The organism is Corynebacterium nuruki S6-4 (assembly GCF_007970465.1).
Lineage (GTDB): Bacteria > Actinomycetota > Actinomycetes > Mycobacteriales > Mycobacteriaceae > Corynebacterium > Corynebacterium nuruki.
Genome location: NZ_CP042429.1, coordinates 2,565,107 through 2,578,205, shown reverse-complemented (window position 1 = coordinate 2,578,205; position 13,099 = coordinate 2,565,107). Strand labels below are relative to the sequence as shown.

The window sequence follows — 13,099 nt, the reverse complement described above, 5'->3', positions numbered from 1 at the left end:
TGTCCCCCTCCCCCACTTGACCGGTACAGTGCCGGGCGACTTGACAGACTGAGCGGTCTACTGGTTACCTTTGCGACCAAGCAGTCGACGAGAGTCGAGTTCCCCTCCTGGAGCCCCGGACGAGGCGGAACCTGCGGACCACAGGTCCGTGGCGTGCGGTCCACCCGGGGCATTCACATGCACCGGGGGCGGGGCGGCACGTGACCTCGCACCGACGGCGAGAACCGTACATCCACATGTGAAGGATCATTTGTGACCGCACAGATCAACGCCACCGTCGCCGGGGTTCCGCGCATCGGCCCGAAGCGCGAGCTCAAGAAGGCCCTCGAGACCTACTGGAAGGACGCCTCGACCGGCCGCAACCTGGCCACCGTCGCGACCCAGCTGGTCAACCAGCAGGCCGACCTCATCGCCGGCGCCGGCCTGGACTCCGTCCCCACCATCGGCCGCAGCTTCTACGACTCGATGCTCGACACCTCCGCCCTGCTCGGCGCCCTGCCCGAGCGCGTCGCCGACGTCGCCGACCACGACAACGACGGCCTGCCCGCCTACGTCGACCGGCTCTTCGCCGCCGCCCGCGGCACCGCCGAGCTGCCCGCCTCCGCGATGACCAAGTGGTTCGACACGAACTACCACTACATCGTCCCCGAGCTCGCCGCCGACACCGAGTTCCGCCTCGACGACGCCGCCCTGCTCACCGACCTCGCCGACCAGGTCACCCGCGGCACCGCCGCCCGCCCGGTCCTCATCGGCCCGCTGACCTACCTGGCGCTGGCCCGCACCACCGACGGCTCGGACGCCCTGGTCCACCTCGAGGAGATCTTCGAGGCCTACGCCCGCCTGCTGCCGCGGATCGCCGAGCGCGGCGCCGCCTGGGTCCAGTTCGACGAGCCCTACCTCGTCACCGACGTCGACAAGGACGAGACCCGCAAGGCCGACCTGCTGGCCCGCACCCGCGCCGGCTACGAGAAGCTCGTCGCCGCCGCCGGCGACACCGCCCTGCTGGTCCAGACCTACTTCGGCGACGGCGACCTGGCCGTCAAGACCCTGTCCGGCACCGGTATCGCCGCCTTCGGCGTCGACCTCGTCACCGGACGCACCGACGAGCGCCAGGCCGACGACACCAACATCGCCGACGAGGCCCTGCTCCCGTCCTGGACCGGTGAGGAGCAGCTGCTCGCCGGTGTCGTCGACGGCCGCAACATCTGGCGCACCGACCTGGCCCGCGCCCTGCAGACCCTCAAGGCCCTGGCCGCCCGCGGCCCGGTGGGCGTGTCCACCAGCTCCTCGCTGCTGCACGTCCCCTACTCCCTCGCCCAGGAGACCAGCCTCGACGACGACGCCGAGCTGCGCAGCTGGCTCGCCTTCGGCGCCGAGAAGATCGCCGAGGTCGCCCTGCTGTCCCGCGCCCTGCGTGGCGAGGAGACCGCCGAGGATGACGCCGCCGTCGCCGAGGCCCACGAGGCCGTGGCGTCCCGCCGCAGCTCGGAGCGCACCCGCAACGCCGCACTGCGGCAGCGCACCGGTGCCATCACCGAGGCCGACCGGCACCGCAACTCCTTCGACCAGCGCCGCGAGGTGCAGGCCAAGGAACTGAACCTGCCGCCGCTGCCGACCACCACCATCGGCTCGTTCCCGCAGACCACCGAGATCCGCCAGGCGCGCGCGAAGCTGCGCAAGGGCGACATCACCGAGGCGCAGTACCACGACGCGATGGTCGCCGAGATCAAGGACGTCATCGGACGCCAGGAGGCCCTCGGCCTCGACGTGCTCGTCCACGGCGAGCCCGAGCGCAACGACATGGTGCAGTACTTCTCCGAGCAGCTCGAGGGCTACCACTCCACCGACCTGGCGTGGGTCCAGTCCTACGGCTCCCGGTGCGTCCGGCCGCCGATCCTGTTCGGTGACGTGACCCGCCCGGCGGCCATGACCGTCGAGTGGTTCAAGATCGCGCAGTCCTTCACCGACAAGTTCGTCAAGGGCATGCTCACCGGTCCGGTCACCATGCTCGCCTGGTCCTTCGTGCGCGACGACCAGCCGCTCGGCACCACCGCCGACCAGGTCGCCCTCGCCCTGCGCGACGAGATCGACGACCTCGTGGACGCCGGCGCGAAGATCATCCAGGTCGACGAGCCCGCCATCCGCGAGCTGCTGCCGCTGCGCCGCGCCCAGCAGCCGGCCTACCTGAAGTGGGCCGTGGGCGCCTTCCGCCTGGCCACCTCCGGTGTCGCCGACGACATCCAGATCCACACCCACATGTGCTACTCCGAGTTCAACGAGCTCATCGGCACCGTCGGCGACCTGGACGCCGACGTCACCTCCATCGAGGCCGCCCGCAACGGCATGCAGGTGCTGCACGCCCTGCGTGACTCCGGCTTCGAGCTGGGCGTGGGCCCGGGCGTCTGGGACATCCACTCCCCGCGCGTCCCGGAGCAGTCCGAGGTCGACACGCTGCTGTCCGACGCGCTGGACGCCGTCCCCGCCTCGCAGCTGTGGGTCAACCCCGACTGCGGTCTGAAGACCCGCGGCTGGGACGAGACCACCGCCTCGATCAAGGTGCTCGTCGCCGCCGCGCAGAAGGCCCGCGCCTCGGTCAACGCGTAGCGCCCGGCCCACCCCCGGAAATCCTCACCCTCCGGGGAACGTTGTCAGCCTGACAGCGTTCCCGGGGCGGTGAGGATTTCTGTATGGCGGACGCCTACCGGGCCGCCAGCGCCGTGAGGTCGGTGCCGACGAGCCGCTGCGTGGTCCACTCGTCCTGCGGCTGGGCACCGAGGGACCGGTAGAAGGCGATCGACGGGGCGTTCCAGTCCAGCACCGTCCACTCCAGCCGGGTGTACCCGCGGTCCACGCAGATCTCGGCGAGAGACGCCAGCAGTGCAGTGCCGTAGCCGGAGCCGCGGAACTGCTGGTGGACGAAGAGGTCCTCCAGCCAGATGCCGTGGCGTCCGGTCCAGGTCGAGTAGGACAGGAACCACAGGGCGATACCGCGGATCTCGTCGTCGACCACCACGACATGGGCGAAGGCCTGCGGGTTCTCGCCGAACAGGGTGTCGGTGAGCATCTCCACCGTGTTCTCCACGGCGTCCGGCTCCTTCTCGTACACGGCGAGGGCGTGGATGCAGTCGAGGATGCCGGCGACGTCCTGCGGTTCGGCGGGGCGGACGACGGCGCCGTCCGGGAGGGTGCGTTCAGTCATGCCGGTGATGCTACGCACCGGTGCAGCGGGGACGGCAGCGGCGGGACTTTTGCACGCTTTATACCCTTTATACTTTTTGCGTGCTCTATATCGCCGCCACCCTGCTGGACGCCGCCTCGTTCGCGGCGGTGAGCACCGTCACGGCCCTCGACTCGTGGATCTTCTTCATGATGTTATCCCCCCTTGACGGTGATATTATAGGGGGCATAAAATCCGGCTTGTGACCAGACCCATGAAGTACCGTGATCTCGTTCAACGTCTTCATGCAGCCGGTTTCGTCCGGACGCGACAGGGCAAAGGCGACCACGAAGTCTGGACTGCCCCATGCCTGGACCGGCCGGTCATCATCACCCGGACGCGGGAAGTGTCTCCGGCGGTCACACGCAATGCCCTCAAAGCCATCGAACGCATCACGAAGGGATGACTGACATGTACACCGACAACCACATCTCCGTTCATGCCCGGAAGTGGTCCGGCGGCTGGGACCTCATCATCGACGACGACAACGCCACGTCAACCCGGTACCTGTCTGATGCCACCGACCAGGTTCGCGACTACCTCGACACGCTCGACCCCGACACCGACCACTCCACTGTGCAGGTCGATGTCGTGCCGGAGATCGGTGATCTGTCCGACCAGATCACCGAGAGCAGAGAGGCCACTGCCGCCGCAGCTGCAGCCCAGGCAGATGCCGCCGCGCAGATCCGCCGGGTAGCGCGACGGCTCCGTGACGAGGGGTTCAGCGTCACCGACTCGGCGACCCTCCTCGGCGTCAGCCGTGGGCGGGTGTCCCAGCTTCTCTCACCGAAGACCACCACCGCCTGAACCGGCGTCCACGGTGACCGCGGCGGCCAGCCGGTCGATGTCCTGCTCCGTCAGTCCGAGCCCGTCGGTCGCGTAGCCGCGGATGCCGCCGAACCGCACCTCGACCTCGTCGAGCGCGGTGCGCAGGTACTCCTCCTGCACCCCCAGTACCGGCAGCAGGACATCCGGGTCGCCGCCCTGCCCGGCGAACCGGTCGAGCACCGGCTGCATCGCCGGCAGCAGATCGGCATTGGTGCGCAGGTAGTCCTCCGTCACGGCGTCCTCATCCACCCCGAGCAGCAGCATGAGCGAGGCGGCCGCCCACCCGGTGCGGTCCTTGCCGGTCGTGCAGTGGAACAGGACGCCGCCGGCGCCGGCATCCCCGGCGAACCCGAGGAACAGCTCCCGGTAACTGCGCAGCGCGCTCGGCATCGACACAATGTCGCGGTAGGTCGCGGCCATCCGGTCCCGGGCGGCCCCGCCGCCGAGCACCTCGGTGAGCCGACGCGGATCCTCCATGATGCGCCCCACCTGAGCGCCGGCCGCCGCACCGGCATCCGCCAGAACATCGAGGTGCCGGCTGCTCATCCGCTCCGGCAGCCGGTCCGGACGCTTCTCCACCTCGACAGTGGTCCGCAGATCGATGATCCGCCGGATGCCGAGGGCACCGAGCGCCTCGCCGCCGGCGGGTTCCAGCCGGCTGAGGTCGACCGAGCGGAACAGCGCCCCCGGCGCGATGACCGTGCCGTGACTGGTGCGGTGACCGCCGAGGTCACGGAAATTGGGGAGTCCGGGAATGTTCATCGGGCGTCCTCTCGCAGGAATCAGGCAACGGGCCGGCAACTGGCTACGGAGCCTACCCGGTGCCGTGCCGGCCGGGGACCGATCAGGCCCGGACCATCTTCACGATGCCGACGACCAGCCCACCGCCCAGGAGGACGAAGCCGGGGATGAGGAACAGCAGGATATCCGCCCCCGAGAGGACAGCGCCGGCGAGCCCGGCGTAGAGCACCACGAGGCCCGCATTGAGCCAGACCATCATCTGCTCACCGGCGCGGTACATCGCCGGGGCGTTGACCACCGTGAGCGGTTTCGGATAGTTCACCCAGGGGGCGTCCGGGCGGTACGAGAGCCAGTGGATGCCGCCGATCATCACCAGCATGATCAGCGAGAGCCACAGCACCGTCGACTTCGACCCCCACTCGTCGGCCTCCCCGCCGGCAGCGAAGTGGACCGGGACCGTGTCCGGCGCCGACGGATAGCGGACCAGCACCCACACGGTCACCGCCGCCGCGGCGACCAGGGTCACCCGCCGCAGCCAGAGCGTCACCGGCCCGGTGTCGTTTTTCTTCTCTCCTGCCGCTGTGCCGCTCATCATCTCCACAGGCTAACAGGTGGGCCGGTCGCTCCCCCGGAGCCGGCCGGACCGATACGATGCGCGGTATGGCCGAGCACACCGCGCACACTGCACACGCCGCACACACCGATCCCCCGGCCGCCGACAGCCGTGCCGGCCGGCGCCGGGCGGAGATCCTCTCCGCGGCCCGCACCGTCTTCCTGCGCGACGGGCACCGGAACACCAGACTCACCGCGGTCGCCGCGGAAGCCGGCTGCTCGGTGGGCACGCTGTACACCTACTTCGCTGACCGGGACGCCCTGCTCTCCGCCGTCCTCACCGGGGTGGAGGAGGAGATGCGCGCCGCGGGCCGGGCCGGGGCGGCGGGCCACCACGGGTCCCCGGCGGAGCAGATCAGTGCGACGAACCGGGCGTATCTGGCGTCCTACCGGGAGAACCGAGACGTCATGGCCCTGATGGAGGAGGTCGCGCAGGCCGAGGAACAGTTCAGCCGGCAGCGGCTGCACCGGGCGGACGGGTTCATCGACCGCAACACCCGGTTGATCGGGCGGTTGTGCGATCTCGGTGGGGTGACGGTCGCCGATCCGGAGATGACGGCGGTGGCACTGTCGGCCGCGGTCTCCCGGATGGCGTACCTGACCTGGGTCGACGGCCGGTTCCCGGACACCGATGAAACGTTCGACCGGCTGTGCGCGACCGCGGACCTGCTCTGGCTGCGCACGCTGGGGCTGTCCGGGACAGACGCCGAACCGGTGAATTGAATCACGATTCATAGTACGGTGGCCGACATGACCACCTACGACTTCACCGGCCGCACCGCCGTCGTCACCGGCGGCAGCCGCGGCATCGGCCACGCCACCGCCACGCTGCTCGCCGCCTCCGGCGCCGACGTCTTCCTCACCTCCCGGAAGCAGGACGCCGCGGAAGCCGCTGCAGCCCAGATCACCACCGAACTCGCCGGACTCGCCGGCGCCGGCAGCGTCACCGGTCTCGCCGGCCATGTCGCCGACCCGGACGCCGCCGAATCCGTCTGCGCGACCGCCGTGGCCCGTACCGGACGCCTCGACGTGCTCGTCAACAACGCCGGCACCAACCCCGCCTACGGCCCCGTCGCCGACCAAGACCCCGCACTGGTCGCGAAGGTCTTCGAGATCAACGTCACCGGCCCCACCATCTGGACCCGGGCCGCCCTCACCGCCGGACTCGGGGCGGAGGAGACCGGCGCGATCGTCAACATCTGCTCCATCGGCGCCCTGACCATGGAGGACGGCATCGGGGTGTACAACGCCTCGAAGGCCGCCCTGCTCCACCTCACCGAACAGCTCGCCCGCGAACTCGGCCCCGCCGTCCGGGTGAACTCCGTCTGCCCCGGGGTGGTCCGCACCCGGCTGTCCGAGGCCCTGTGGAAGGAACACGAGGCCGCCGTCGCCGCCGGCTCCCCGCTCGGCAGGATCGGGGAACCGGCCGACATCGCCGATGCCGTCGCCTTCCTCGCCTCCCCCACCAGCAGCTGGATCACCGGCTCCAACCTCGTCGTCGACGGCGGCGAGCTCGTCGGAACCGTCGGAAAGTAGGCCTGCCGTGGACTTCAGCAACACCGACCGCAGCCTCGACTACCAGGCCCGGCTGACCGCCTTCATGGACGAGTGCGTGTACCCGGCCGAACCGGTCGCCGAACAGCAGATCCGCGAATCCGGCGACCCCCACCACTTCCCCGCCGTCCTCGCCGAACTGAAGGAGGAGGCGAAGAAACGCGGCCTGTGGAACCTCTTCCACCCGCACGAGGGCGACAACGTCCCCGCCCTGACAAACACCGAATACGCCCCCCTCGCCGAGATCATGGGCCACAGCATCGGCCTGGCCCCCGAGGCCTGCAACTGCAACGCCCCGGACACCGGCAACATGGAGATCCTCGAGCTCTACGGCACCCCCGAACACCGCGAGAAGTACCTTGAACCGCTGCTGCGCGGGGAGATCCGCTCCGCGTTCTGCATGACCGAACCCGGCGTCGCCTCCTCGGACGCCACGAACATCGCCATGGACTTCCGCCGCGTCGACGGCGGCTACCGGCTCACCGGCCGCAAATGGTTCAGCTCCAACGGCATGCACCCGCACCTCGGCGTCCTCATCGTCATGGGGAAGACCAGCCCGGACGCCGACCGGCACCGCCAGCAGTCCATGCTCGTCGTCCCCGCCGACGCCCCCGGTGTGACGGTCGAACGCAACCTGCCCGTCTTCGGCTACCACGACCGCGAAGGGCACGCCGAGATCAGCTTCGACGACGTCTTCGTCCCCGACACGGACATCCTCGGCGGGGAAGGCGAAGGCTTCCGCATCTCCCAGGACCGGCTCGGGCCCGGCCGGATCCACCACTGCATGCGCTCGATCGGCATCGCCGAACGTGCCCTGGAGCTGCTGTGCCGCCGGGCGGAGTCCCGCACGACCTTCGGGAAGAAACTCGCCGACCGCGACAACATCCGCGACCGGATCGCCGAGGCGCGGATCAGCATCGAATCCGCCCGGCTGCTGACCATGAAGGCCGCCTGGCTGATGGACACCGTGGGCAACAAGGCCGCCCGCCAGGAGATCGCCGCGATCAAGGTCCTCGCACCCCGGGTCGCCCTCGAGGTCGTCGACGCGGCCATCCAGGTGTTCGGTGGGGAGGGCGTCACCGACGACACCCCGCTGGCCGGCATGTACGCCGGACTGCGGACGCTGCGCTTCGCCGACGGCCCCGACGAAGTGCACCTCATGACCATCGCCCGGGCCGAACTGCGGAAGTACAGGTGAGACCATGACCGACCCCCTCGACCTCCCCGGACTCGGTGACTGGCTGGCCGGACTGCCCGGCAGCGGGATCACCGGCGACGGCCCGCTGACCCTGACCCGCATCGGCGCCGGCCAGTCCAACCTCACCTACCGCGCCACCGACGGTGCCGGACACTCCGTCGTGGTGCGTCGCCCGCCACTGGGGCACCTCACCGCCTCCGCCCACGACGTGCTGCGCGAGGGCCGGATCATGGCCGCCCTGGCGGACACCGACGTCCCGGTCCCGACGATCCACGGCGCCACCACGCTGTCCGACGGGGGCGGCGGGACCGGTGACGGGGCCGGCGACGTGCCGGTCATCGCCATGTCCGCGGTGCCGGGGACCTCACTGAACTCCCGGGAGGCGGCGCAGCGCCTGACGCCGGACGCCCGCCGGACCGCCGCGGACGGACTGATCGACGCGATGGTCGCCGTCCATGCCGTCGACCTCGACGAGACCGGACTGTCCGACCTGGCCTCCCACAAGCCCTACGCGCCCCGCCAGCTGCGGCGCTGGGCCGGGCAGTGGGAGAAGACGAAGACGCGCGAACTCCCGGCGCTGGACGCCCTCACCGCCCGGCTGGCCGATGCGGTCCCCGAGCAGACCGAGACCGTCCTCGTCCACGGTGACCTGCACCTGGGTAACATCATCGTCGACGAGTCGACCGGCAGGGTCAACGCGGTCGTCGACTGGGAACTCACCACCCTCGGCGACCCGCTGGCCGACATCGGCTCGCTGCTGTCCTACTGGCCGACCCGGCAGGGCCCCAACCTGCCCGGGTTCGACGCCGCCCTCGCTGACGGGTTCCCCGGCCCCGACGAGCTCGCCGACCGCTACCTGGCGGCCACCGGCCGGTCGCGGGCCGCGCTGGACTTCTGGCACGTCCTGGGGCTGTGGAAGGTGGCGGTCATCGTCGAGGGGGTCATCCGACGGGTCGCCGAGACCCCGGAGAACGCGGCGGCGGCCGGGGCCCCGGTCCCGGAGACCGTCGACGCGCTCATCGCCGGGGCGACCCGGGTGGCGGACGCCGCCGGGCTGTAGCCGTCAGCCCAGCGGGACCTTCTTGAGCTCCTTGCGCATGATCTTGCCGGTGTTCGACTTCGGGACCTCCGGCACGACATCGACGTAGCGGATCTTCTTGTAGGGGGTGACCCGCTCGGCGACCCACGCCATCAGCGCCGCCGGGTCCACCGCGACCGGCGCACCGTCCCGGTTCTGCGGGACGACGAAGGCGCGCGGCACCTCCTCGCCGTCGGACGGGCGGGTCACCCCGACCACCCCGGCGTCCGCGATGTCCGGGTGGGTCAGCAGCAGCGCCTCCAGCTCCGCCGGAGCGACCTGGTAGCCCTTGTACTTGATGAGCTCCTTCAGCCGGTCGACGACGTAGACGTAGCCGTCGTGGTCCATCTCGACGATGTCGCCGGTGCGCAGCCAGCCGTCCGGGGTGATGGTCCGCTCCGTGGCCTCGTCGTTGTTGAGGTAGCCGACCATCACCTGCGGGCCGCGGATCCACAGTTCACCGGCGGCCGAACGCTCCCCCTCGGCGTCCGGCGGCAGGATCTCCGGCAGCGACTCGTCGGCGACGTCGACGACCCGGTATTCGGTGTTCGGGACCGCCGGCCCGATCGAGGCCACCGGGGAGACCCCCGGGACCCCCGAATGCGTGACCGGGGAGGTCTCTGTCATCCCGTAGCCCTGCACCAGCGAGGCGCCGATGCGGTCGGTGACCGACTGTGCGAGCTCCCCGTCCAGGGCCGCCGCCCCGGACACGAGGTGGGCGAGGCTCGACAGGTCGTAGTTGTCGACCAGCGGGTGCTTCGCCAGCGCCACCGCGATCGGCGGGGCGATGTAACTGATGTTCACCCCGTGCTTCTCGACGAGCCCCAGGAAGCCGGCGAGATCGAAGGCCGGCATGGTCACCAGGTGGTTGCGCTGCCGCAGGGAGGAGTTGAGCAGGGAGTTCATCCCGTAGATGTGGAAGAACGGCAGCACCGCCAGCAGCGTCCAGTCCGGCTCCAGCCCGGATTCCCGCACGACCGGATCCAGCTGGTACAGATTCGCCACCAGGTTGCGGTGGCTGAGCTTCACACCCTTGGCCATACCGGTCGTGCCCGAGGAGAAGGGGATGACCGCCAGGTCGGTGGCGGGATCCAGGTCGACATCCGGGGCCGGCCGACCTTCGGCGATGAGGGCGGCCAGCCCGTGTGCCGGGTCCGCCAGGTCGATGACGTTGTCGGCGGGCAGTCCGGCGTCCGCGGCGCCGCGGACGCCGGCGTCCCCCAGCGCGCCGAAGGTCAGCAGGTGGGAGGCCCCGGCGTCCCGCAGCTGCTTCGCCACGTCGGAGGCGATGAGCAGGGATCCGAGGGTGGTGGCGGTCGCGCCGGCGCGCATGATGCCGTGGAAGGCCACGGCGAAGGCGAGGGAGTTCGGGGCGTGGAGCCCGACGACGGTGCCTTTCCCGATGCCGCGGGCCGCGAGGGCGCCGGCGGTGGCGTCCACCATGCCGCGGAGTTCGCCGTAGGTGACGTGCTGACCCGTCATGCTGTCGGTGATGGCGGGCCGGTCGAGGTCGGCGAGGGTGAGGGAGCCGAAGATCGCCTCGTAGAGGGTCTCGTCGGGGATGGTGACCGGCGCGAAGTGGTCGCGGGCGGGGAGGTTCCGGGGGACGGACGGGGACGGGGATACAGGCAGGGAAACAGGCGCAAACACGGACTGGGACACGGGGACCTCCTGGTGGCGACGGAACATGTGAGTTGAATCACGGTTCATGTTGAGGCCAGCGTAGGTCAGTGGTTCGGTCGCCGCAACGTTATCGTCGAATGAACCACAGATGCTTTCTGCACGAGCACCGCCCGTACCCCGCCCCCGAAAAGTCGAACCCCCCACGACATGCACCGCTGAACGGGAAGTCTGTATGTGGGGGGGAATACAGTTAGGTACGCTAGGCGACACCGACAACCGGTGTCAAGGGGGCACCGGGATCATCACGGGGGACGCCATATGACGGAGACACCTGTCCGACTGGTCTCGGAGCAGCGACTCGGAAACTACCTGACCGAGGCTTTCGATGATCCGGACCTGGCACGCGCACTGCATGACTGGGACCGGCAGCTGGCCGCCGTCATCGCCGCCGACCCCCGGCTCAGCGGGTGAGGAGATCGACCGCCTCACCGAAGCGGGCGAAGACGGCCGCCGGATCGAGTCCGGTGAGGATGTGCGCATTGGCCGGACGCCCCCAGTACGGGCCGGTGCCGGCGGTCTCCCCCGACCCGTCGGCCCAGTCCGCCACCGTCGTGCCGCGCAGCAGGTCGGAATCCGCCTCGACCCGGACCGTCGCGTCCCGCAGGTCGGTGTCCACCGCACCACAGAGCACCATCGCCGCGGCGAGATCGTGGATCTGGGCGCAGTAGCCGACCCCGACCGACTCGTGGAACTCGAAGTAGAACCGCAGCGCGTCGTCCAACAGCCCGGGCAGGTCAGTGTGACCGGCGGTCCTCGCCGCCGTCGTCCACTCCGCCAGCTGCTCCGGAGTGAGGATGACCTGCTCGGTGACGTTGAGCGGGCAGATCGTCGGCGGCTCCGCCCCCGTCGGCCAGTGTTCCAGGGCGTAGGAGAGGGCGTGCGGGTCCACCCAGGTGTTCCACTCCGCGGTCGGGGTGGTGTTGCCCGGGTAGGTGAACGCGCCGCACATCAGCGTGACCCGCATGCCGCGCAGCAGGTCAGGTTCATGTTCCACCGCATAGGCCAGATTCGTCGCCGGTCCCGCGACCAGCAGGTGTGTGGGGGCCGCCGCAGCCCAGGCGGCGACGGCGTCCGCCGGGGAGGACTCGTCCGGCAGTCCGCCGGAGCGCGGCCGCCAGTAGCCCAGCCCCTCCGGGCCGTGAGTCTCCGGGGTGGTCGTCAACGGCAGGACCCGCGGGTGCGTGGCACCCGCGGTGACGGGGACCTCCGGGCAGCCGGCGATGCGCAGCACCTCCGCCGAGTTCCGCGCGGCCAGCGCCGCCGTGGTGTTCCCCGCCGAGGTCGTGATGTGCAGGTCCAGCCGCCCGGCGCGGTGCTGAGCCGCCAGCCACAGCAGGGCGAGGGCGTCATCGATGCCGGTGTCCACGTCGGCGACGACGGTCGGACGGGTCGGCTCCGCCACTACTGCACCTCCAAATCCATCGTCGCCCAGTCGTGGCTGAGGAAGGCGCCCACGTCTCCGTCGACGTACTCACCGAGGTAACGGACCACATCGTCGATCCCCGTCACCGGTTCATCCAGATGGTGCATCGTGTGCCCCGCGCGGTACTCGACGGCCCAGTCGCCGTTCAACCGCGCCGCCTGCGCGAACTGCACCCCGGGAACCGGGGAGTTCTCCGGCTCCACCGGTTCGACGACGATGAACGGGAAACCGTCCGTGCCTTCGTTGCGGGCAGCGTCGTCGACGAGCACGGCGCGGACACTGTCCTGCGTGACGTGGGTGGTGACACCCGCAGTGGAATCCTTCAGTCGCAGACCGGCCGGGGCGTCCTCCGGGCCCGCAGTGGCATTGACCCACACGTTGTTCTCGTCATCCACCATGCACACCCCCAACTCGGCGGCCTTCTGCTGCAGGGCACCACAGGTGTCGTCGATCGCCGAGTACATCACGCCGAGGTACAGCTGCCGGCCCTCCGGGAAGGCGTCTCCCGACAGACGGAGAAAGCGGTCCGCGGGCGGGTTGTCGGGATCCTCGGCGAGCGTGTCCGCATGCAGGTTGATCCAGTCGGCCAGTTCCGTCAACACCGGCGGCACCGGTGCCGACTCATTCGCCCCGTCCTCCATGTACTCCATGAGAGCACCTTCACGCGCCCGGAGTTCGCTGGCAGGGCAGAACTTCCCGGGATGGTCGGTGAAATCATCGGGCAGGAAGAAAGTGTTTCCGAAGCTCATGGGCGCAGCCTAGCAA

Annotated in this window: 14 protein-coding genes; 8 read left to right on the top strand and 6 right to left on the bottom strand. The window is 70.0% G+C overall.

Translation table 11 applies throughout. From position 1 onward, the window contains the following. Window positions 1–252 precede the first annotated feature (252 nt). Complete coding sequence (gene metE, locus FSW06_RS11490) at window positions 253–2,604, top strand: 5-methyltetrahydropteroyltriglutamate--homocysteine S-methyltransferase (RefSeq protein WP_010120350.1); 2,352 nt, start codon at window positions 253–255, stop codon at window positions 2,602–2,604. Between the two features lie 94 nt (window positions 2,605–2,698). Here the strand turns inward: metE and FSW06_RS11485 are convergent, their stop codons facing one another. Then, window positions 2,699–3,199, bottom strand: coding sequence for a GNAT family N-acetyltransferase (locus FSW06_RS11485; RefSeq protein WP_010120352.1), 501 nt, complete (start codon window positions 3,197–3,199; stop codon window positions 2,699–2,701). A gap of 80 nt (window positions 3,200–3,279) precedes the next feature. Between FSW06_RS11485 and FSW06_RS14570 the strand changes: the two genes are divergently transcribed. After that, window positions 3,280–3,423, top strand: coding sequence for a hypothetical protein (locus FSW06_RS14570; RefSeq protein WP_158005215.1), 144 nt, complete (start codon window positions 3,280–3,282; stop codon window positions 3,421–3,423). A 196-nt stretch (window positions 3,424–3,619) separates the two neighbouring features. Further along, window positions 3,620–4,024, top strand: a complete 405-nt coding sequence (locus FSW06_RS11475; protein ID WP_244946810.1) for an antitoxin HicB — start codon at window positions 3,620–3,622, stop codon at window positions 4,022–4,024. Here the strand turns inward: FSW06_RS11475 and FSW06_RS11470 are convergent. Both FSW06_RS11470 and FSW06_RS11465 read right to left on the bottom strand, forming a co-directional pair. Beyond that, window positions 4,001–4,807, bottom strand: a complete 807-nt coding sequence (locus FSW06_RS11470) for a tyrosine-protein phosphatase (RefSeq protein WP_010120355.1) — start codon at window positions 4,805–4,807, stop codon at window positions 4,001–4,003. The genes FSW06_RS11475 and FSW06_RS11470 overlap by 24 nt on opposite strands. 82 nt (window positions 4,808–4,889) lie before the next feature. After that, on the bottom strand, window positions 4,890–5,378 hold the full coding sequence (locus FSW06_RS11465) for a DUF1648 domain-containing protein (protein WP_010120356.1): 489 nt from the start codon (window positions 5,376–5,378) through the stop codon (window positions 4,890–4,892). Window positions 5,379–5,446: 68 nt separating this feature from the next. Here FSW06_RS11465 and FSW06_RS11460 point away from each other — a divergent pair, with 68 nt between their 5' ends. The 4 genes from FSW06_RS11460 to FSW06_RS11445 are packed head-to-tail and all read left to right on the top strand — an operon-like array spanning window position 5,447 to window position 9,210. Beyond that, window positions 5,447–6,121, top strand: coding sequence for a TetR/AcrR family transcriptional regulator (locus tag FSW06_RS11460; RefSeq protein WP_010120357.1), 675 nt, complete (start codon window positions 5,447–5,449; stop codon window positions 6,119–6,121). Window positions 6,122–6,148: 27 nt separating this feature from the next. Further along, on the top strand, window positions 6,149–6,934 hold the full coding sequence (locus FSW06_RS11455) for an SDR family oxidoreductase (protein WP_010120358.1): 786 nt from the start codon (window positions 6,149–6,151) through the stop codon (window positions 6,932–6,934). Between the two features lie 7 nt (window positions 6,935–6,941). Continuing rightward, a complete protein-coding gene (locus tag FSW06_RS11450; RefSeq protein ID WP_010120359.1) occupies window positions 6,942–8,150 on the top strand; it encodes an acyl-CoA dehydrogenase family protein in 1,209 nt (402 codons plus the stop codon). Between the two features lie 4 nt (window positions 8,151–8,154). Then, window positions 8,155–9,210 (top strand): phosphotransferase family protein, encoded by a 1,056-nt coding sequence (locus FSW06_RS11445; protein ID WP_010120360.1) that lies wholly within the window; start codon window positions 8,155–8,157, stop codon window positions 9,208–9,210. 3 nt (window positions 9,211–9,213) lie between these two features. On the opposite strand, the gene FSW06_RS11440 is transcribed toward FSW06_RS11445, so the two are convergent. Next, a complete protein-coding gene (locus tag FSW06_RS11440) occupies window positions 9,214–10,917 on the bottom strand; it encodes an AMP-binding protein (protein WP_010120362.1) in 1,704 nt (567 codons plus the stop codon). A 252-nt stretch (window positions 10,918–11,169) separates the two neighbouring features. On the opposite strand from FSW06_RS11440, the gene FSW06_RS14565 reads away from it, so the two are divergent. Continuing rightward, a complete protein-coding gene (locus tag FSW06_RS14565) occupies window positions 11,170–11,322 on the top strand; it encodes a hypothetical protein (protein WP_010120363.1) in 153 nt (50 codons plus the stop codon). Here the strand turns inward: FSW06_RS14565 and FSW06_RS11435 are convergent. Both FSW06_RS11435 and FSW06_RS11430 read right to left on the bottom strand, forming a co-directional pair. Continuing rightward, window positions 11,312–12,313, bottom strand: coding sequence for a nucleoside hydrolase (locus FSW06_RS11435; protein WP_010120365.1), 1,002 nt, complete (start codon window positions 12,311–12,313; stop codon window positions 11,312–11,314). The two genes, FSW06_RS14565 and FSW06_RS11435, sit on opposite strands and share 11 nt — an antisense overlap. Continuing rightward, complete coding sequence (locus FSW06_RS11430) at window positions 12,313–13,083, bottom strand: hypothetical protein (protein WP_010120367.1); 771 nt, start codon at window positions 13,081–13,083, stop codon at window positions 12,313–12,315. The genes FSW06_RS11435 and FSW06_RS11430 overlap by 1 nt, the downstream gene beginning before the upstream one ends. Window positions 13,084–13,099: the final 16 nt, after the last annotated feature.